We start from the raw sequence: 17,920 nt of genomic DNA, 5'->3' as shown, positions 1-17,920 counted from the left end.
GTCACTCAGCAGTCGGCGCAGGGAGGTATTGCCGGAAGGTCTCCGGCAGGCTCTCATAGTATGCGTGCCAGCGCGGATCATCGCTGGTCACGACCCCTTGGTTGGGCCAGTATTCCGGGTCTTGCGACGTATTGAAGCAACTGACGATCACTGCCTGTTGCTCATCGGAGAACTGAACATGGATAGTCATGTTTAAATCCTGTACCCAGAAATGTTGGCAATGAAGGTCGGCGTACCGGCAGTGTTTGTCGATGTGTAATAGATCGTTTGCGGAGTGAGAATCTGAATCTCCGGCATCGGCACCGTGTACGCTTGGGCGCTGTTCGTTGCGAACGATGCCGAAACTCCGCCGGCATGACTGCTGTGCCCAGAAATAGTCAACGCAACGGTTGACGTAGCGGTCGAACCCGCTTGCATTGAGCCGCTTGTCACAGCTTTCGCGTTGGCGGGGATGATGCCAGAAACCGATACGGGCGTCGGAGAGCCTACGGTGCCGTTGGTGGTAAATGCTTGCGTAGCAGCAATGCCGATGACGCGCCCGACCTGAAAGCCGGCGACGAGTTGGCCGCTACCGTTGGTGCGCCACACGCTGACAAGCGCCGTTGCCGTGTACCCCGCCGGCGCATTGACACCCCCATACACGTTGCCGACTGCGCCAGCCGTGGCGTTTTGGGCGAATATCGTTCGGGCGTTGGTCGTGGGGTTATACGCCGCGTATAGCGCGACGTAGCCGTTCGCCGGCGCAGAACCCGTGTCCATGCCACCCGCGCCCGTGGTTCCCAGGTTGATGGCTTGGCTGAAATTTGCCAGACAGTACCGCACCCCTCCCAAGGCCGTCTCGACGACGATTTCGTCAGCCGTCAAGGTTGCCGTGGCGGATGCCGAGGGCACGCTCATTGCGAGGTTTCGAGCGGCGCCAGCGATGCCCGAAACCTGGCTCATGTTTGGAGCATGGTTGCTTGCCGACCCAGCTCCGACCTGAACAGCCCCACCCGTGCACTTCAGAAGCACCCACGAGCTGATGTCAGCCCGCCAGACTGCGCAGGCTTTCCCGTTGGCAACGATCTCGCCGCCTTGCAGCGCCGAGTGAGCACCCCCGACCATGGGCGAGGCGCCCAGTCCATTGACGTTCAGCGTCGAGGCGCCGGTATTCGCGGTCTTGGCCTTGAACCACAGCACCATGCCGTCGGTCAGCGCGGTGACCGCAGGCGAGAAACTGACGACGTAGGTGTTCGCCGAGCCGGTGTCGACCGCGGTGACCAGCGAGTTGGCCTGAATGGCGTGCAGCAGGTCGGTCGGCAGGATCGGCGCGTTTGCCGCCTGCGTGATGTTCGCCGCGGTGATTGTCGACTGGCCGTTGGCCACCGTCACAACGTAGAGGCCGGTGTAGCCAGCATCCGGCGCCGGGGTCGTCTGGCTGCCGGTCGTGGCCGCAACGCCAGCCTTTGCCGAGATGTTGACGATGCCCTTGCGCACGGTTGCCTGCTGGGCGCCCGAGTTACCCGGCCCGGACCACGCCTGCGACGGGTTGCTGGCGTTGTAGTAGGGCAGCGTCACGAGGCCCTGATCCGAGTCCGAGTAGGATGCCTGGATCAGATAGTTGACGCTCTGGCCGGCGGTCACAGGCGCCGGGCAGCTCAGCGTGACCGCGTCGAGCGAGATGCCCTGCTTCAGGATGCTGTGGGCGGTGTCCGCAGGCACCGACGAATAGGCCGTCGCATCGACGTTGGCCAGGCTGTACATCTCGCCCGGGTTCACGTTCACCTGCAGCGACGCCGGGCTGGTCGGCACGGTCGCGAGGCCATTCACCACCGTCGCAGTGCCGAGCAGCGCAGCGGCCAGCTTCGCCACCGCGATCATGGTGTTCTTGTTCGTGTTCAGCAGATCCGTCTCAAGGGGGATCTGGCCCGGGTAAATGATCTGACGATCCATTGCGGCTCCGGAAATGAAAAAGGCCACCGGAGTCGGCGGCCTTGTAATGCGTTGCGGGTGATTAGGCGGTCAGCGCCTGGAGTTCGGCGTCCGAGAGGCGGCGTGGGTAGTAGCGCAGCGCTCGAATCCAGCCATTCCAGAAGCGCGTGTTGCCGACTTGCGAGCCGATCCAGAGGGTATCAACATCAACCGGCCATGTCCTTGAGGTGATAGCAGCACTCACAGAACCATTCCGGGCCGCCACGATGCTTGCACCTTGACCTGCCGCTGCCACTTTCTCGGTCGCGCCAACGGTGGTTGCGCTGCCGGGCGGCACCACGCTGTTGAATACTCCAGCGTTTCCTACGTTGACGTGGACTGCGTCTGGCTGAGAAATCCGCAGCCCGATATAGTCGCCCACCCCAATGTTTGCCCCTTTTGCGAAGCAAGCCATGTGAGGGAAAGTATTGGCTGAGGCGCTATTGCCAAGCGCGCCGACCCTAGTTTCCGCATATAGCGTCCCTTGAGCCGGATTGAATCCGATTTTCCCAAGATCAGTGATGCTGGCGACGTCTGCGGCCCGTGTTGCAGTTGCGCCTACCGTAGTGATGTAGCTCGTTGGGAATGCTCCCTGTTCGAGCTGGGCCCCAAACACATAGAGCCCACTGGTACCATCACCGGAGAAAGTCGCCCCCCCGGTGTTGTCATACACCCAAACGCCGTGCGTGATGCTTGTCGGTGACGCATTGGTAGTGAATCCGATTGTCAGGCGATACCACCCACCCCCCAATGGCTGCGCAATCGCCGTTGGCGACGGGTTGGAAATGATCCCCGTCGTAAGATCAACGATCATGTCGCCCAGGAAACCTACAGAATCCGCGGCGCGGAGGCGGACGTTTTTGTACTCCCCTGCTTTTGCGAACACGGACCAGTAGTACATAGTGCTGCCGGACACCGTTGAACTGGAGTTGTTCACGCCATGCGTGCCACTGGTGGTCGTCGGGATGATCTTCTCTGCCGACATCGCGCCGTCTGGCCCAGTGGCAGCGTTTGCCGTCACGGACATGTTTGATTTCGACCATGAAGCGTTATCGAACTCAGACGATCGGAGGACCAAGTTCGTCCTCGCCTCCTCGATCAGCATCCCGCGCGGCTGCAGCGTGACAGGGTCATAGTCGAATCGCGGCACACCGTCAGTCTCTTGCACCAAGATGCCGGACGAATTAAACCGCCACGCCGGCGAAGACCGCGAGAAGGTGATGAGGTCGACGAAATTGCGAGAGACAAGCATCTTTTTTCCTGTTAGCCGACGACGCCGTAGAACTGGCCGATCGACTGATAGGTTTGTCCGGTGAATTCCATCACCAAGTTCACGCCGGATGGGTCATCCGAGGCGCCAGCGAAGTCCAGCACGAGCGAGGGGCCGTCGATGCCCGGAATCACCGCAGGAGGCGACGGCAGCGATTGAACGATCGATGTCCAGACGATGGTTGCCACCGGCTTGACGCTGTCGATTGCCGCGTAGATGTCGGCGTCCGTCACGCCGCCTTGGATCATCGACAGCGAGGCGTATTCGGCCTGCGAGGCGGTGTTGTAGGCACCGGTCGAGATGCCATAGCCCGCGACGTTCGGGATGCCTGTCCCGGCGGGACGGAAGGCGATCACGAACGCCTGGAACGGCATCGACAGCGAACCATAGGCGCCCGCATAGCCGTAGCCGCTGGTCGGCACACCATACGCACCAGTGTCAGCCGGCCGCGTCGGCTCGATCACGATCGGCGTCCGGCCAGTCAGGTCTTCCAGAACCCGGATGAGCCCCAGCCGCGTTGCCCTCTCACGAAACAGATTAAGGATGATCCGCGCGCGGAAGGAATCGTCCGACTGGTTCGCAGCCCGCAGCAGCGTGTCGCCGAAGAAATCGGCCGCGATCATGTCGAGCCAGCCGTCGGTCGCGGTCTTGATACGGGTCTGCAGCCTTGCGTAGCTCAGTAGGCCGTAGACATACGCGCCGGCATAGGCAAGGCCATTCAGCAGCCCATTTATGATCGGCGTGTCGGCCTCATCGCCGAACCACGGCGGCAGGTAGCCGCGTAGCCGGCGGTACACATCGTCTTGATCGCCGATTGCCATTTATGCCACCGTCACGGAGGACCACTTGACAACTTCTTTTGCCGTCGCCGTCAGGTCGGCCGTGCCGCCGTTCAACGTCACGCCGGTGACGTTCGTCACGCCGGGCGATGCATCGTAGGCAACCTGCGCCAAGCGCGAGTAGCGCAGCGCCTGGCCGAGCGACAGCGAATTGATGTAGCTCTTGAGCGCGTCCGAGACCAGCGTCTTCGTCGCCGCGGCGTCATAGCCGGCGGCGATGGCCACCGTCATGGCGACGGAGGCATTCACAACCACCGGCGCGAAGACACCGAAGCTGCTGCACAGCGGACGGACGGCGTCGATCGCGTTGGCTACCGTCGACAGAAACGTACTGCCCGGGGCGCCGGTGCCGTCATCGACCACCGCGTAGAAGTAGCCCATCTGGGCAGTGCCGCCGTAGGTCTCGTTCTCGACCAGCGAGTACGTCACGCCCTGCTGCAGCGAGGTGATCGCGTAGCCGACGGCGGCCTTCGTGGCTTTCGACAGGCTCGCCACGTAGGCGATGAAGCGCGTGCGCAGCGCGGGGTCGCTTTCGGCGTCGGAGCCGTTCGTGAAGCTGACGGCGTTGGTGACAGTGTCCACGCCAGAGATCGCACCAGCGATGGTCGAGACTGCGCCGGCAATGGCATTGCCGGCCGAGCCCGCCGTCACGGCGACCACGGGCGCGCTGACGCTCGACACACCCGGCGCCATGACATAGCCGCCGAGCGTGCCGTTGTACGCGGGGTTGGTCGTGTCGGCCGTCACGGTGTACTGCTGGGTGCCATCGCCGGTCTGGACGACGGAGCCGACCGGCACGACAGCCTGCAGCGTCGCCGTGAAGCGTGAGAACGTGACCTGACCGGTTGCGAAGGTGGCCGGCAGACGAGAGACCCCGAAGTCAGCGACCCATGAATCGAGGTCGGCGCCGCTCGACGTCGCCGCGCGAGTGATCGCCAGCACCTGAAGGATCAGGCTCTGCAGCCAGATCGTTACCGCGGCGTTCGCCTCGACGATCGCGCGCAGGATCGATCCGACGGTGAGGTCGACTAGAACCTTGGCATAGCCCTGGATGGCCGTGACCTGGTTTCGGACGAGGGTGACAAAATCGAGGGTGCTTAGTGCCATGTCAGCGGTTCACGTCGAAACTGAGGGTGATGGGCTTGCGCGTGTCGGCGCTGGTGTAGCGGATGGTGATCGAGAAGCCGGAGTTGATCTGCACTAGATCGACCTCAGGTTCGGGCAGCCGCGCCACGGCCGCTTCCATCAGCACCTGCGTGCGGATCAGCGCGCGCAGCGCCGGTAGGTCGGCGTTCTCGCCGATCTTGGCTGGCAGGCCTGCGCCGTACTTAGGGTGGAACATGTAGTCGCCCGGGTTCGTCACCAAGCGCCGCACGATCCGCTGCTGGGTCCGCGTCTCGCCGCTGGACCGGCCAAGATCGCCGGTCGCGGACACGCCGATGTCCACGCCGGCCCAGTGGTCGATGTCGTTCAGGAGTTGCTGCGTCATACCACCGGTCCCGTATTGCTGCCGCCGCTCTGTACGCCAGAGTGACCGTGCGTGTCGTCGATGCGCTTACCGTTGGCCGATACCTGGCCGGCGAATTGCGTATCGCCGCTGATGCTCATGGACTTTCCTGTCCCGTTGTCGCCGGTCACGGCCATGCCACCCTGACCTGTGATCGTGTCCTCGACCAGTAGCGTGTCATCCATCTGCACCGGCCCGATGAAGTGATGCAACTGCGCCGTGTACTTGGCCGTCGTGTGCGCGACCACCTCGACCGTGCCGTCGTTCTTGAACTTCAGCGAAGAGCCGGACTTGTGGACCACCCAGAACTCACCGGAAGGCGCGCCAGGCGGCCGGTCGGCGTCGCTGTACAAGCGCCCGCAGACATAGCCGTTCTCGACGCTGCCGCCGAAGAACTTCACTTCGACCTGATCGCCGGGGCTCGGCGGCGCATCCATGCCCCAGCCGTTGCCCACCCACGGCGATGTCACCGGAAGCCATCCGGAGATGAACAGCGCTTCGTCGTCGCTCGTATTGGAGCGGTCGACGAACTCCACGCGCGCCGCGGCCCGGTCCGGGTCGTAGCTGCGCACGATGCCCGCGCGCGACTCGGCCACATCACCCCGGGCAAGCTGCGCGGCCATCGCCATCTGGTTTCGAATGGCCTGCATCATGGCGAGGGCACCGTCTCAGGGTTGGAATTCTTGGCCTCGACGCGCATCGAGTAGCCAGCAATCAGGCTCATCTGGCGCGTCACCGAGACCGGGTAGTAGGCTTGGTCAAATTTCGTCCCGGTGCCCTCGACCTGGACCATCATCGTCGGATTGAGGATGTTGTCGGCCGGCATCCGCGCCCAGAACTTCATTTCGTGCGAGGTGATCTCGCGGTGCAGCTCGATCGCCTTCTGCGTCGCCTGGTCTTGCGTGAGGCCCGGGAAGACGAAGCTGTAGACCTGCACACCACCGAACGGCACGGCCTTGCCCGCCTGAATCGACTTGCCCTTGCTCGGGTAGTAGGCGGTGAATCCCTGCTTCTGCTTGGCGTTCCACGACCGCACGACGACAGACACGCCCTTGGCGACGGTCAGGCTGCGCGAGAACTCCATTTCCTGCACGTTGGCCTGCCGAGCCGCGCGCTCATCGGTTGGCGGCTCCCAGCGGATCACGTAGGGGTCGCCCTGATCGGTCGGCCGCGGGTGGAAGTACAGCGTCTTGCCCTTGACGTAGCAGAGATAGCCCTCGTTCACCGCAAGGTAGGTCAGCAGATCCCATTCGCTGCGCTCTTCCACAATGCGGGCATGATCGCGCGCGTAGTAGGTGCCGACCAGTTCCTTCGTCGGCGTAACGTCCGCAGTCAGGCCATGCGATTCAGCCAGCTTCGTCGCGATCTGCGACGAGGTCAGGTTCTGGAACTGGAGCGAGGTCTTGGCGTCGATGAAGACCGCCGTCAGGTCGCGCCCGATGAGCTCAATCGTGCGTCGCGCCGGGTCGTACTCGATGTCATCGATCCGGCCGTAGATCAGGCTGTCGAGGTCGGTCTCGGTGTAGTTCTCCGGGTCCAGCGGGAAGCCGCCGAAGACCTCGACGAAACCTTCCGTCAGCGCCGAGAACCACGCCGCGTCGCGCTGCGGTGAGAGCAGCGATTCCGCGAACTTCACCCGAAAGGTGTCAGCCTGGTAGTAGGTATTGACCGAGACGGTCCAGCTTTCCCAGCCCTGCACCTGCTCGCCAGAGATCTGCACGATCCCGCGCGGCGCCCGGACGGCCGGGACGACGGGTAGCGTGTTCTGCATAGCACCTCTACGAGATCAGAATGCCGCCGTTCGTATCTGCGGTGGCTGGGATAGTCAGTTCCTGAATGCCGGTCACGGCCGGATCGGTCATGCCGTTGGCCTTGGCGAGGCCAGTCCATGCCATCGCGTCGCCGTAGATCTGCGCGGCCATGTCCATCAGGTTGCCGCCGGCGACAGTCTCGCGGCGCGCGCTGTTGTAGACGCTGCCGACGTTGCCCTGTACGCGCCCCATGACGCGATCGAGGTTCACCAGCGCCGGGAGCTGCTGCGCGGCCAGGATCTGGCTGGAGATCTTCTGTACCTGCTGCGCGATCGGCGTGTTCGGCAGGATGCCTCCCACCGTGACCACGTTCACCAGCACGTTATTCACCTGCGCGACGATCGTCTGCGCTTCATTGCGCAGCGCCGCGATCGGCTGCAGGACACCATTGAGCGTCGACTGCGCGGCATTGGCGAACGAGGAAACGCCGTCCACCGCGGTCTGTACCGCGCCGAACAGGCTGGTGATACTGGGCATACCCAGGGCATCCACGATGCCGCCGGCCGTCAGCATGTCGCCGCCAATCAGGCTGTCGATGCTGGCCTCTGACAGAGACCTGACCGGCTGGCCAAGATCCTCGACTACCTCCAGCACGATGCTGTATGGCATCTGGTAGAACCGCTGGAAGTCAGCCCGGAAGGTCCGGATCACAACGGCATAGATGAACTCGGACCACGTCAGGGCCAGCGGCTTGCCCTGCGCCCGCATGGTGTCGAGGTAGCGCGCGCGCTGCATCGCATCCTGCCCGCGCAGCCAGCCCGACCACTCGATCGGCAGGCAGAAGCCTCCCATGGCATCCACCACGCGCAGCCCGCCGACCAAGTCATGCGTCACGAGCCGCTGCTCGCCGCCAATGGCGATCTGCTGGGGGATCTCAGTTCCATCGAACTGCATTTCCCCCAGGTAAAGCGCTAGATCAGCCATTCATTCACCTCATAGACGGCGGCGGTAGCGACATGGACGGGTCAAATCCGCTTGGCCCGGTTTGCGGACGCTGCAGCTCCCGCGACTGATGCCAGGTCAGAGCCTCGGCCACCACGCGGCTATCCAGCTTGATCTGGCTGCTGACTTGGACCATTGACGTATTGCTCTGGCCGACAGGGTTGGCATTGGCAAGCCGGTCGTTCTTGTCGGTGCCCTTGGTTGGGTCGCCACCAAACATCGCCTTGCCAGCACGCCAGGCCCAACCCAGCACGCCGCCAGAGCCGATGTCGCGAGGATCCAGAGAAAACGGCGAGCCGGCAGATTGCAGACGCGCATTCATGTCGGCGTTCTTTTGCCCCCAGTCGTTGACCGACCGGAAGAACTCCGTACCTGCGTTCAGGATCTTCGTGACCGTCGGCAGCACACCGCGGCCCATCTCAGCCTTCATGGATTCCCATGCCGCGATGAAATCCGCCTCGGCGCCCGGCGCGGTCTTCTTGAACTCTTCGATCGTGCCTTGGGTGCCCTTGGCGTTCTTGACCAGCTTGGCGTCACGCAGCGCCTGTTCCTGCTGCGTGGTGAAGTTGGCGCCCATGTTGGACGCCTGCCGATTGGACAGAAGCTGGTTGGTGAAGGCGATCTTCTCGGAGTCAGTCTTGGCGCCGGCCTTGATGGCTGCCGCGTCGACGTACTTCATGATCCACGCCGCCGGATCTTCCCGGAGCAGCTTCTCGTCGACGATGTTCTTAAGCGCAGTGGACTTGATCTGCTTGCCGCCCACGCTGCCGCTCGTGACCTCTGTCAACTCGGCCAAGCCGGCGTCTGCCAGCGCGGCCATCGTCTTCTTCGGCGTCCGGCCGGCTACCAGGTTCTGGTACAGCGACATTAGCGCGGTACCGGTTCGAGCGCCGCCCTGTTCCTGCATCAGGGTGGCCATGTTCATGATGCCCTGATCGCTCAGTCCCTTGAACGCGGCGCCGCCGGTCTTGGCGAATTGCTCGAGATCGGCGAACTTCAGTGCACCGCCCGAGCCGGTGACCATGCGCTGGGCTAGATCCAGGCTGCTGAGGAAGTCCTCTTTCGAGTTGGTCTTGCCGCGCATGTCATTGAAGCGCATGACAGCGCGAACGGCGCCTTCGTCGAGCGCGCCAACCTTGCCGCTGAACAGGCCGGAATTTGCCGCATTCAGGGCGGCCAGCGTCGGCGCGACCTCTTTGGCGAGATCCAGGCCGCCGAACATGCCGACCGACTCGCGCAGCGTCTCCATCAGCTGGGCGCTCGACGTGCCGAATACCCGCGTGCCGCGCGCAAACTGGTCGGCTTGCTTGTTGACCTCTTCGCCCAGATTCAAGGTCTTGAACCGGGTGTAGGCGACCTGATACTCCTTGCCGGCGTCGTACATGGCCTTGGTCATGTAGAGGCCAGCCATCCCAGCCGCCACAGGCGCCAGAGCGCCGCCGGGAATGCCCATGCCGATCGCGCCGACACCGAATCCGCCGGGGCCGACGTGGATATTGCCGCCGTGACCGCCGCCCATGCCGCCACCACCGGCCGCCGCACCGCCGCGGCGACGGGGCAAGCCGGAGATGTAGCCGCCAGGGCCAGGCAGAGCCGGACGACCACCGCCGCCACCAGCGCCGCCGCCAAGATGCCCCATGAACGATGACCGCGAAGCGGCGACGCCCGCCATGTGGATGGCGTGGATGTTCCGGGCAAGCTGCGCGGACTCGGCGTTGGCGCGGACCATCTCGGCCTCGATCCCGAGACTAGCCGGGACGGCGCGACGAATGCGCCGGAGATTCCGCTCAACCAGCAGCGCATTGCCGCCGACGCCCCGCAATCCGCCTTCCAGCTGCTTAGTCGCCGTGACGAGGTTGCGCACGCCGGCCGCCTCTGCCCCCATCGCCTTCAGGCGCTTGTTGACCTGCAGGGCCAGCGCGTCGACCTTCTTGAACTCGGCCGCCAGCTTCAGCAGTTGAGGCGCGATCAGGTCGTTCAGGACCAGCGTGGCGCCGATCTTATATGCGTCGATCATGGTGACCTATACTTATCGTTCCTGAACCCGAAATCGGCCTATGCGATCCCTGACGATCCGCGCTCATGAGTGGTTGGCTGACCACATTTCATGGGTGCAATACCCGAAGCCCAAGCCTCCGCGGCCCAAGCCAGAACTGACCGAATGGCAGCGCCTGGACCGGCGCGCGCGGCGCATCACCGGCGCGATTGCCGTCGTCGTGTTCGGCTTTCCCTTCCTTGGAGGGGCGATAGCCGGGCTATTTGAGTCGCGGCAAGCGCCAACTCCGGCCAGCCAGCCAAGCGGCGATGGTGCGGCTAAATCGCGGCTTCAAGTCCTCGTTGGCTCGGATGGCAGCCGGGCCTAACACCGCGCGCGGCGGCATTTTCGGCGTGCCTTGCTCATGCCAGACCATCTTTTGGTCATCAGAGCCGATGACAGCCGCATTCCGCTCGAGACTGACGACGTAACTGATGCTGTCGCGCATCTCCCCGGTGCGCAGAAGGGGCGCATCCACCGGGTAACCCAGGCGGATCTTCTCGAACTCCGTTTCAGCGGTCAGTTCTTCCCACTTTGCAAACGGGCCCACGGCTGGCTGGTAGTGGGCAATCTCCGACTTGGCGATCTTCTGGATCGACTCGGCGCCCTTCTCGACCATGTAGCCGGTGACCACCTTGGATTCGGCGGCCATCACGGTCAAATGGTTTGCGAAGTCGGCGAGGCTGCGAAAGTTCTTCACGGTCGATCCTTGTAGGACATCGCTTCCCAGTCGAAGGTGGCGCCCTCAAGCTCGCGGAATACCACGCAGGCGGCGAACCGCTCGGCATCGGTGTAGGAGAACGCGACGTCATAGGGCACGCCGTTCTTGATGAGCCACAGCGCCTGCCGAAACGCCGGGGCCCGGGCTAGTTTTTTGCGGTGTCCGCGCCTCCGCCGTCTCCGCCCTCGACCTTGGCCATGCCGAGTTGGACGGCCATCAATCCGGCCTCGTCAAGCTGACTGATCAGCGCCTCCAGTTCCAGCTTGCTGGTCGGCGGGATGATCGGCTCGCCATCGATGGCCGCCACGTAGATCACCGGCATGCACATCGTGCGGTAGACGGCGTTCTCAGCCGCATCGGGGCCCATGGCCTCGACCAAGCGGAATTGCGCCAGGATGCCCGGCTTCTTCAGCGTGATCTGGCGCCCGTTCGTGTCCGTGACGGTATGCTCGGCCGCGGCGCGCGCGACAACCTCTTCGGACGGGCGGAGGGTGACTTTTGCCATGGGTTACAGGATCCGGATGCGGCGCGAGGCCATGAAGGTGAGCGAGAGCTTGACGGACGCGTCGCCGGCCGCCTCGCCGCCGTCGTCGAGTGACAGCACGACGCCGTCATAGCGCCACTTCGAGATGGCGCCGCTCGGCTCGGAAACCGTCTCGTAGATCTGGCACGGCTGCTCGTTGATGCCCGAGTAGTAGTCGGTTTCCAGTTGATCGAAGTAGCCCTCGATCTCCGGGCCGGCGCGGTTGATGCTGAACGAGCCCGACCAGCCGTCGAAGAATCGCAGGTGCTGCGAGACGCCGTTGATCAGCTTCACGCGCTCCTGCGAGGTGTCCTGCTTCTTGCGGAAGGCAGTCAGCTTGGGGATCGGAAGCGACCCGGTGGGGGTCTGGATGACCAGCGTGGTATCGCGCCCGACGGAAAGCCCTTGTTGCGGCATGTGTTTCTCCAGTGAGAGAGGCGCCCGGCGTACCGGGCGGATTCATCGGGTGCTTACCGCACGATCACGGTCGTTTGACCGCCTTGCAAGTTCACGAGGAAGTTGCGGACCACGGCCAGGTAGCGCACCTGGACGTCGCCCTGCATCCAGCCAGAGCGGATCCGCGCGTCCGGGTTGTTCGTCTTGTCGAGCACGACCTTGTAGTTGTCGATCATCCTGGGCCGGACGCCCTTCATGTTCGCGAGGAACTGGTCGAGGCCGGCGAAGGCGTTCGCGCGGGTTTCGTCCTCGTCGTCGAAGCCCTGCAGCTCACCGACGAACTTGCCGCCCCAGGCATCGATGCTGTAGGCGATGTAGTTGGTCAGGCGGGTGTAGCTATCCTCGCGCTGGCCTTGGTCGCTGCTGGTGTTCACGCCCAGCACGAAGCTGAAGTACTTGCCACCCGGCGACGGGTTGGTCAGCACGTCGATGCCGGCCTGCACCAGTTGCAGCAGTTCGGCCTGCGAATACGGCTGGTTGCTGTAGGTGCGCTGCGTGGCGACGATGCCCTGCAGTTGCTTGTTCAGCGTGCTCTTCTCGGGCGACTGGTTGACCATCAGGCCCAGCGCGAAGGCTTGCGGCGAGATGAGGCGGACTTGGTTGTTCACCGTGTCGTTGACGTACACCCAGTCACCGAAGATCACCTTGCCGGCATAGCTGTCGATGCCAGCCGAGGCCTTTGCGGTCAAGGCGGTGCTGATGGCATCGCCGGCCGGGCCGACCAGCTGCATGTAGGCACCCTCGCCCAAGCCGTAGGCGATCTGCGAGGACCAGGTCGTCGTGTCGTCACAGTCGGCCAGCGCGATCACGCTTGCGCCAGACTTGCGCAGGGCATACAGCCCCTTGCGCGGCGCGGTGTCGGTACCCAGCAGGACCGAGCCGGTGATGGTCGTTGCGCCGTCAGTGCCGCCGGTCAGGTTGATCGTCGCCGGGAGGGTCGGGCCGGTCGAGCCGGCGCCGGCCGTGGCCACGCAGATCGTCGAGGGGCCGCGGAACTGGCTGTTGCCGAGATTCACCGCCTTGACGATGTTGTCGCGCTGCGTCGCGCCAGAGCCCGGGATGTTGTCGAAGACCTCGGGCTGGAAGCCGGCCAGGGTGATGGTCAGCTTGACGGTGTTCGCCGCGGTACCAGCCGCCAGAATGGCGCTGATGCTGTTGCCCAGCGTGCCGGTGTACTTCGAGGTCAGCGTGACGAAGTTGGTGGCGAAGATCGCCGACGCGGCGACGTCAGTGCCGTCGGTCACGCGCACCAGCGAAAAGGCGCCGACATTACCCTGCATGGCCGCCCAACGCAGGAGGGTCATCATGTCGTACTTGCGGGCCTGCATCTGGCCAAAGACGGCCGCGCCGCCGGCATAGTCCGACACCATGACGGGAACGCCCACAGGACCCCAGGTCGCGGTGCCGACGATGCCGCCGATATTGCTCGGCACGCCGTTGATGGGGGCCGGGCCCGGCGGTTGAATGGCAACGATGATGCCGGGCACCTGTTGCGCGGTCAGGTTCACCTGCCCTGCTTGGACTACGGTCATTTGGATGGCTCCAGAAACGAAAAGAGCCACCCAAAGGTGGCTCGCAGTATGCGATGTGGGGTTACTTCGACTTCGCGGCCGGCGCAGCGACCTTGACGACGTTGGCGGCCTGCTCGGACGCCAGGATGTCGGCGACGGCCTTCTCGTCGGTGATCTCGTCACCGACCTGGTAGCCGTTGAATGGGGTGATAACGCGGAGGATCATGGTTGGCTCACAGAATTTTGGTTCTCAGCACGGTGCCGAGGTCATCGGAAACGATCACCTCGCCCTGCGTCACTTCGTACTGCTCCTGCACTTCGGTGGTCGCGTATTCGACCCAGCAGCACAGGTCGCGGCGGTAGATGCCTTCCTTCTGGCCACTGTCGTCCCACGGATTCGAGAGCGGACGCGATCGCAGGTTGGCAAACGAGCCATCAGGCAGGGTCAGCCGCTGTCGACTGGCCAGCGCCACGTCTAGTGCATCACCCAAGGGCTCGCGCGTCTCGTGGCAGTTTGCCCAGACGGTGATCAGGAACTCCTGATCCTGCCGGCGGACGTCTCGGATGCGCGTTGCCATGCCGCCGACACGCGGCGAGATGTCTTTGGCGCCAGGGATGGTCACCACAGCCCCGGCTGACGTCGCCGGTTGGTCTACGCTGATCAGCGCAGCTAGCGCGGTTGCGATCGTCGTCAGCGTGTCGCCCGTTTGGACGGCATACGGGTATGCGTGCCCATCGATCCACAGCGACACGTTCTGCGGCGTCGAGATCGTGCCGCCGACGGTCACGGCCTGGCCGGCGACGGTCAGCGTCACGGTGTGCTCAGCCGCGGTGAGCGCCGCCCACTTCGACTTGGCGCTCTGGAGGTACTTCACCGCGCGCGGGAAGACGCTGACATGCGCCTTTCCGGCCTTCAGGTCCGCCGTCAGGACAGCCGGAACTGGCCACCCCGCATAGACCTTGACCCCCTGCCCGGTGATCGACGGCTGGCTCGTCCCGTTCGGGTAGGCGATCTGCGCGATCAGCGCCACCAGGGCGTTCGATACGTCTGCGAGGCCGGCCATTACGTGTGAACCTCAGTCAAATCCAGCCGCCACATCTGCTCCGACCGCTCCGCGCCGCCGATGCTGAGCCGCCGGCCGAGGTCGTCGATAACGATGTCGCCGGAGGCGAGCACGATCGGCACGCTGACTGGCAGCCAGATACGGAATCCATGCTCATCGCCCGATGCGGCGAGCTCGGCATGCGTCCGCGTCTTGCCGCCGAACAGTTCAGCGCAGGGCCAGCCGCCCGCGCCGCCAGGCGAGCCGAGCACGAACTCGTCATCGCCAGCACAGAGGCCGGAATAGCCGACGTTGCCGACGCCGTCGTTCGCCGGCGGCCGCGTCACCCAGATCCGGCGATTGCACTCCACCGCGACGATCGGCAGGTTGTCTTGCATGCCGCCGATGAAGTAGATCTGCTCGCCGCGCACCAGGTAGTCGCCCAACTGGGTCTGCCGACCATCGATCAGGCAGTACCAGTACGGCTTTTCGGGCAGGCCAGGACGGGTGTACGACCACTCCTGCGCCGAAAACGAAGCGTTCAAGCTCGCTACGACCGCCGTCAGCGGGTTCGCCGCGGCCGCCGGCCGGTACACGTCATAGACGTAGCCGATCCGCTTCGCAGCCTTGGCATAGCCGGCGTAGATCTTGTCTTGAAGCTTGGCTGCGTCCATCAGAACCTCATGCGTCCCACCAGTCGGCCTTTCGCATCCGCTTGGTCATGCCGTGCTCGAAGATCAGGCTGGTGCCGTAGTCATGGCAGACCAGGCGGCCGTCGTAGAGCCCGTAGTTCGTGCGTTTGAAGTCGCACAGGAAGACCGGCATTTTCTCCGGGTATGCGATTGCCGGCGTGGTCCGCGCCATCACGAGGACGCTGCCGTTCGGGCTGATCCAGCGACACGGCGCGAACCACTTTTCGACGTCGGTTCCCTGTACGCGCTGCCAGGTCTCCCACTCGACGATGTTCTGGAAGCGGCCAGCGTCTTCCTCGACCTTCACCACGCAATCTGGAAGCAGGCGGCTGGAGAACACCGACCGGCTCATGCCGTAGCCAATGCGATCGCCGCACAGCAGGTTGAATGCGTCGCGATGAATGAACGAGTTGTCGCTCACGGTTCGACCTCCAACGCCACCGGCGGCATCGTTCCGCCGATCACCCAGAGCGATACCGAGCCGCCAGCGTTCAGGCGGGCCAGTTCTTCGGGCGAGGGCTTCCAGAACGACGTGACAGCCGGGATGCCGTTGACCTCAGTGCGCGTGATCGGAAGCGCCGAGACCAGCAGTTCCTTCTGATCCCATCCCGCCGGCGCGCCAAGCACGTCGTTGTTCGATGGATGCTGAATTCGCTGCATATCAACCCCTTCCGATGCTCAACCCGCCCTGCCCTAGCGCCGGACCAGGCTCAATGCCGAGGAATCCGCACAGCCGACGGCGCCACTGGTCGAAAAGCGCCGACCGGTCGCGCACTTCCTTCGGGTTGTGCGTCCAGACAGCCGCCTGAGCGGTGTCCAGATTGTCGCCAGAGGCCGGAATCGCTGCCTCAAGCTGGTTCAGGGTGGTCAGGTACGTGACGATGACCGCCTCTTCGGCCGCGCTCAGGTGCTCCAACCGATGATTCAGGGTCTGCCACAGTGCCGGCGCTACCCAACCCCAGGCCAGATCGCGGTAATCGTCGACAACCGTGTCACCGACGAGCGAATACCCGGCGTAGCGGCGGACGTCCACCTTCTGCGCGTCCGTCAGCATGGATTACTCCTTGCTGACCGGGTCTTGTGCCGGTGCTGCGGGCTTCTTGCCGCCCTTCTTGGCGCCTTCGTCGATGCGTTCATGCACCGATTCGTCGAAATCTTCTTCGTTGATCAGGACGAAATCGCCCTGATCCTTGCCCCACGGCTTCACTTGGATGGTCTTCATGCGTTCCTCCGGTGTCGGGACAGCCCCGGGGCCGGAGCCCCGGGACAGACGGGCTATCAGCCCAGCAGCAGCGCCAGATGCTCGCGCTTCGTGACTGCTTGGCCCCACGCCAGGGCGATTTCGTACTGCATCTGGCGGTACTGGGCGTACATCGACACCTCGAAGGCCAGGCCGCTCACCGGATCGATGACGATCTGGCGGTCGATCGCGCTGTCGCCTTGCGGCGGCAGGGCCGGCGCGCGCGTGGCGAGCACGATGGCCGAGCGGGTGAACGCCATGTTGCGGGCCGCTGCGGCCACGACGGTGACGGCGGTCGCCGATGCGGCGATGGCCTTGCGCAGACCAGGCGCTGCGAGGGTGATCGTGCCGCCGTTCGACACGTCGGTATCGCCCGAGGCGACGACGTACTTGTTCGTGTCACCGGCAAAGGTGACCACGTCGCCCGCGACGATCGTGCCGGTGCCGGCAGCAGCCAGGGTGATGACCGTCGCGCCGACCGCATAGCCGGCGTTGTTGGTGGTCGCCGAGGCGCCGGTGCCAGCAACCGAGGTCTTGATCTGCGCCGACTCGCGCATGGCAAAGCCGTGCACGTCCAGCAGGACACCGCGACGCAGCAGACTGTTGTCGTCCGCTTCGTTTGCCTTGGTCAGCTGGGTCAGCGTGCGCATCTTGGCGCCGGCCGAGGTGTCAAACACCATTTGCAGGTCGCTCATCGGCGCGCCGTTGTCGGCGAGAATCTTGCGCATCTGCGCCGTATCGGACAGGTCCGACGCGAACGGCGTGGTGCCGGCGGTGCCGTAGGCGCGCGACGCGTTGACGTGCAGCGCGGCCAGGTCCGATTCGACTTCGTTCACCAGGGTACGCATGCCTTGGGCGAACTGGTCGCGCAGGATGACGTTGAAGCTGGCGCCGTTGTTGTCGAGGCCCTTCTTTTCCTCGCCGTTCCAGCGGATCGGCACGCGGCGGGCCTTGGTGATCGTCATCGAGATGGTACCGATGGTCTGATCACCGTCGTTCGGGGGGGTCACGGCCGGCGTGATATCCGAGGCAGTCGCGGCGGGCGCAACGGGCGATGTCACGGTCTGTCCTACAGCCGCTCGGGTATAGCCGAAGTCCGACGACACTGCCGGGATCAGGCCGACCAACTCGCGCGAGACGACGTCCAGCGCGTTGTAGATGGTCGGAATCAGGCCGGTCAGCGTGTTGGCCGCGGCAACGCCGTACTGCGCGGGGCGCGTGACCGCGTCCTGCATCAGTTCGTACATGCGGCCGGCGACCTTGGCCACCGTCGCCACCGGGTACATGGCGACGACGAACGCCACCGTTGCCAGCGCCATCACGCGCAGCTTCGAGAATGTGCTCTTCATTTTGGTAGACCCTCAAAAGAAAACGGCCGCT

Annotated in this window: 23 protein-coding genes; all 23 read right to left on the bottom strand. The window is 64.2% G+C overall.

The features are described 5' to 3' along the window. Window position 1: 1 nt before the first annotated feature. The 23 genes from CBM2586_RS03985 to CBM2586_RS03880 all read right to left on the bottom strand — a co-directional run bounded on the left by CBM2586_RS03985 (window position 2) and on the right by CBM2586_RS03880 (window position 17,859). Complete coding sequence (locus CBM2586_RS03985) at window positions 2-190, bottom strand: hypothetical protein (protein ID WP_115686884.1); 189 nt, start codon at window positions 188-190, stop codon at window positions 2-4. Between the two features lie 2 nt (window positions 191-192). After that, window positions 193-1,932 carry a hypothetical protein gene (locus tag CBM2586_RS31950; RefSeq protein ID WP_240988077.1) on the bottom strand — a complete coding sequence of 580 codons (1,740 nt, stop codon included), beginning with the start codon at window positions 1,930-1,932 and terminating at the stop codon, window positions 193-195. 61 nt (window positions 1,933-1,993) lie between these two features. After that, window positions 1,994-3,202 carry a phage head spike fiber domain-containing protein gene (locus CBM2586_RS03975; protein ID WP_115686883.1) on the bottom strand — a complete coding sequence of 403 codons (1,209 nt, stop codon included), beginning with the start codon at window positions 3,200-3,202 and terminating at the stop codon, window positions 1,994-1,996. Between the two features lie 11 nt (window positions 3,203-3,213). Next, window positions 3,214-4,041, bottom strand: coding sequence for a hypothetical protein (locus CBM2586_RS03970; RefSeq protein WP_240988076.1), 828 nt, complete (start codon window positions 4,039-4,041; stop codon window positions 3,214-3,216). Beyond that, complete coding sequence (locus tag CBM2586_RS03965) at window positions 4,042-5,166, bottom strand: baseplate J/gp47 family protein (RefSeq protein ID WP_115686882.1); 1,125 nt, start codon at window positions 5,164-5,166, stop codon at window positions 4,042-4,044. A 1-nt stretch (window position 5,167) separates the two neighbouring features. Continuing rightward, window positions 5,168-5,548 carry a phage tail protein gene (locus tag CBM2586_RS03960; protein WP_115686881.1) on the bottom strand — a complete coding sequence of 127 codons (381 nt, stop codon included), beginning with the start codon at window positions 5,546-5,548 and terminating at the stop codon, window positions 5,168-5,170. Then, complete coding sequence (locus CBM2586_RS03955) at window positions 5,545-6,219, bottom strand: phage baseplate assembly protein V (RefSeq protein WP_240988075.1); 675 nt, start codon at window positions 6,217-6,219, stop codon at window positions 5,545-5,547. The genes CBM2586_RS03960 and CBM2586_RS03955 overlap by 4 nt, the downstream gene beginning before the upstream one ends. Next, window positions 6,216-7,337 (bottom strand): hypothetical protein, encoded by a 1,122-nt coding sequence (locus tag CBM2586_RS03950; protein WP_115686880.1) that lies wholly within the window; start codon window positions 7,335-7,337, stop codon window positions 6,216-6,218. The genes CBM2586_RS03955 and CBM2586_RS03950 overlap by 4 nt, the downstream gene beginning before the upstream one ends. Window positions 7,338-7,344: 7 nt before the next feature. Next, complete coding sequence (locus tag CBM2586_RS03945) at window positions 7,345-8,301, bottom strand: hypothetical protein (protein WP_115686879.1); 957 nt, start codon at window positions 8,299-8,301, stop codon at window positions 7,345-7,347. A 4-nt stretch (window positions 8,302-8,305) separates the two neighbouring features. Next, on the bottom strand, window positions 8,306-10,336 hold the full coding sequence (locus CBM2586_RS03940) for a hypothetical protein (protein ID WP_115686878.1): 2,031 nt from the start codon (window positions 10,334-10,336) through the stop codon (window positions 8,306-8,308). A gap of 238 nt (window positions 10,337-10,574) precedes the next feature. Continuing rightward, window positions 10,575-11,054, bottom strand: a complete 480-nt coding sequence (locus CBM2586_RS03935; protein WP_115686877.1) for a hypothetical protein — start codon at window positions 11,052-11,054, stop codon at window positions 10,575-10,577. Beyond that, window positions 11,051-11,173 carry a hypothetical protein gene (locus tag CBM2586_RS32405; RefSeq protein WP_258874936.1) on the bottom strand — a complete coding sequence of 41 codons (123 nt, stop codon included), beginning with the start codon at window positions 11,171-11,173 and terminating at the stop codon, window positions 11,051-11,053. Before CBM2586_RS32405 ends, CBM2586_RS03935 begins: the two co-directional genes overlap by 4 nt. Window positions 11,174-11,220: 47 nt before the next feature. Continuing rightward, complete coding sequence (locus CBM2586_RS03930; protein ID WP_115686876.1) at window positions 11,221-11,580, bottom strand: hypothetical protein; 360 nt, start codon at window positions 11,578-11,580, stop codon at window positions 11,221-11,223. Window positions 11,581-11,583: 3 nt separating this feature from the next. After that, entirely contained in the window at window positions 11,584-12,015 is a 432-nt protein-coding gene (locus CBM2586_RS03925; protein WP_115686875.1) for a hypothetical protein, read from the bottom strand. A gap of 53 nt (window positions 12,016-12,068) precedes the next feature. Further along, window positions 12,069-13,586, bottom strand: a complete 1,518-nt coding sequence (locus CBM2586_RS03920) for a phage tail protein (RefSeq protein ID WP_115686874.1) — start codon at window positions 13,584-13,586, stop codon at window positions 12,069-12,071. Between the two features lie 61 nt (window positions 13,587-13,647). Then, the gene (locus CBM2586_RS03915; RefSeq protein ID WP_172587057.1) at window positions 13,648-13,791 is read right to left on the bottom strand and encodes a hypothetical protein; all 144 of its coding nucleotides are present in this window, start codon (window positions 13,789-13,791) and stop codon (window positions 13,648-13,650) included. Between the two features lie 7 nt (window positions 13,792-13,798). Beyond that, complete coding sequence (locus CBM2586_RS03910) at window positions 13,799-14,629, bottom strand: hypothetical protein (protein WP_115686873.1); 831 nt, start codon at window positions 14,627-14,629, stop codon at window positions 13,799-13,801. Beyond that, a complete protein-coding gene (locus CBM2586_RS03905; protein WP_115686872.1) occupies window positions 14,629-15,282 on the bottom strand; it encodes a hypothetical protein in 654 nt (217 codons plus the stop codon). Before CBM2586_RS03905 ends, CBM2586_RS03910 begins: the two co-directional genes overlap by 1 nt. 7 nt (window positions 15,283-15,289) lie before the next feature. Then, on the bottom strand, window positions 15,290-15,721 hold the full coding sequence (locus tag CBM2586_RS03900; protein WP_115686871.1) for a hypothetical protein: 432 nt from the start codon (window positions 15,719-15,721) through the stop codon (window positions 15,290-15,292). Next, a complete protein-coding gene (locus CBM2586_RS03895; RefSeq protein WP_115686870.1) occupies window positions 15,718-15,960 on the bottom strand; it encodes a hypothetical protein in 243 nt (80 codons plus the stop codon). The genes CBM2586_RS03900 and CBM2586_RS03895 overlap by 4 nt, the downstream gene beginning before the upstream one ends. A 1-nt stretch (window position 15,961) precedes the next feature. After that, entirely contained in the window at window positions 15,962-16,354 is a 393-nt protein-coding gene (locus tag CBM2586_RS03890; RefSeq protein WP_115686869.1) for a hypothetical protein, read from the bottom strand. A 3-nt stretch (window positions 16,355-16,357) separates the two neighbouring features. Further along, window positions 16,358-16,522: a hypothetical protein gene (locus CBM2586_RS03885; RefSeq protein WP_172587056.1), complete on the bottom strand. Its 165-nt coding sequence runs from the start codon at window positions 16,520-16,522 to the stop codon at window positions 16,358-16,360. Between the two features lie 56 nt (window positions 16,523-16,578). Beyond that, complete coding sequence (locus CBM2586_RS03880) at window positions 16,579-17,859, bottom strand: P22 phage major capsid protein family protein (protein WP_240988073.1); 1,281 nt, start codon at window positions 17,857-17,859, stop codon at window positions 16,579-16,581. Between the last annotated feature and the right edge of the window lie 61 nt (window positions 17,860-17,920).

This window comes from Cupriavidus taiwanensis, from assembly GCF_900250115.1.
Lineage (GTDB): Bacteria > Pseudomonadota > Gammaproteobacteria > Burkholderiales > Burkholderiaceae > Cupriavidus > Cupriavidus taiwanensis_B.
This window is presented reverse-complemented; position numbering and strand designations above follow the sequence as displayed.

Bases quoted from the DNA above. Each gene is read 5' to 3' on its own strand.
- CBM2586_RS03880 (WP_240988073.1), bottom strand. From the start codon at position 17,859: ATGGCGCTGGCAACGGTGGCGTTCGTCGTCGCCATGTACCCGGTGGCG.
- CBM2586_RS03975 (WP_115686883.1), bottom strand. From the start codon at position 3,202: ATGCTTGTCTCTCGCAATTTCGTCGACCTCATCACCTTCTCGCGGTCT.
- CBM2586_RS03960 (WP_115686881.1), bottom strand. From the start codon at position 5,548: ATGACGCAGCAACTCCTGAACGACATCGACCACTGGGCCGGCGTGGAC.
- CBM2586_RS03890 (WP_115686869.1), bottom strand. From the start codon at position 16,354: ATGCTGACGGACGCGCAGAAGGTGGACGTCCGCCGCTACGCCGGGTAT.
- CBM2586_RS03925 (WP_115686875.1), bottom strand. From the start codon at position 12,015: ATGCCGCAACAAGGGCTTTCCGTCGGGCGCGATACCACGCTGGTCATC.
- CBM2586_RS03910 (WP_115686873.1), bottom strand. From the start codon at position 14,629: ATGGCCGGCCTCGCAGACGTATCGAACGCCCTGGTGGCGCTGATCGCG.
- CBM2586_RS03945 (WP_115686879.1), bottom strand. From the start codon at position 8,301: ATGGCTGATCTAGCGCTTTACCTGGGGGAAATGCAGTTCGATGGAACT.
- CBM2586_RS03965 (WP_115686882.1), bottom strand. From the start codon at position 5,166: ATGGCACTAAGCACCCTCGATTTTGTCACCCTCGTCCGAAACCAGGTC.
- CBM2586_RS03985 (WP_115686884.1), bottom strand. From the start codon at position 190: ATGACTATCCATGTTCAGTTCTCCGATGAGCAACAGGCAGTGATCGTC.
- CBM2586_RS03970 (WP_240988076.1), bottom strand. From the start codon at position 4,041: ATGGCAATCGGCGATCAAGACGATGTGTACCGCCGGCTACGCGGCTAC.
- CBM2586_RS03950 (WP_115686880.1), bottom strand. From the start codon at position 7,337: ATGCAGAACACGCTACCCGTCGTCCCGGCCGTCCGGGCGCCGCGCGGG.
- CBM2586_RS31950 (WP_240988077.1), bottom strand. From the start codon at position 1,932: ATGGATCGTCAGATCATTTACCCGGGCCAGATCCCCCTTGAGACGGAT.
- CBM2586_RS03930 (WP_115686876.1), bottom strand. From the start codon at position 11,580: ATGGCAAAAGTCACCCTCCGCCCGTCCGAAGAGGTTGTCGCGCGCGCC.
- CBM2586_RS03905 (WP_115686872.1), bottom strand. From the start codon at position 15,282: ATGGACGCAGCCAAGCTTCAAGACAAGATCTACGCCGGCTATGCCAAG.
- CBM2586_RS03915 (WP_172587057.1), bottom strand. From the start codon at position 13,791: ATGATCCTCCGCGTTATCACCCCATTCAACGGCTACCAGGTCGGTGAC.
- CBM2586_RS03920 (WP_115686874.1), bottom strand. From the start codon at position 13,586: ATGACCGTAGTCCAAGCAGGGCAGGTGAACCTGACCGCGCAACAGGTG.
- CBM2586_RS03955 (WP_240988075.1), bottom strand. From the start codon at position 6,219: ATGATGCAGGCCATTCGAAACCAGATGGCGATGGCCGCGCAGCTTGCC.
- CBM2586_RS03885 (WP_172587056.1), bottom strand. From the start codon at position 16,522: ATGAAGACCATCCAAGTGAAGCCGTGGGGCAAGGATCAGGGCGATTTC.
- CBM2586_RS03895 (WP_115686870.1), bottom strand. From the start codon at position 15,960: ATGCAGCGAATTCAGCATCCATCGAACAACGACGTGCTTGGCGCGCCG.
- CBM2586_RS03940 (WP_115686878.1), bottom strand. From the start codon at position 10,336: ATGATCGACGCATATAAGATCGGCGCCACGCTGGTCCTGAACGACCTG.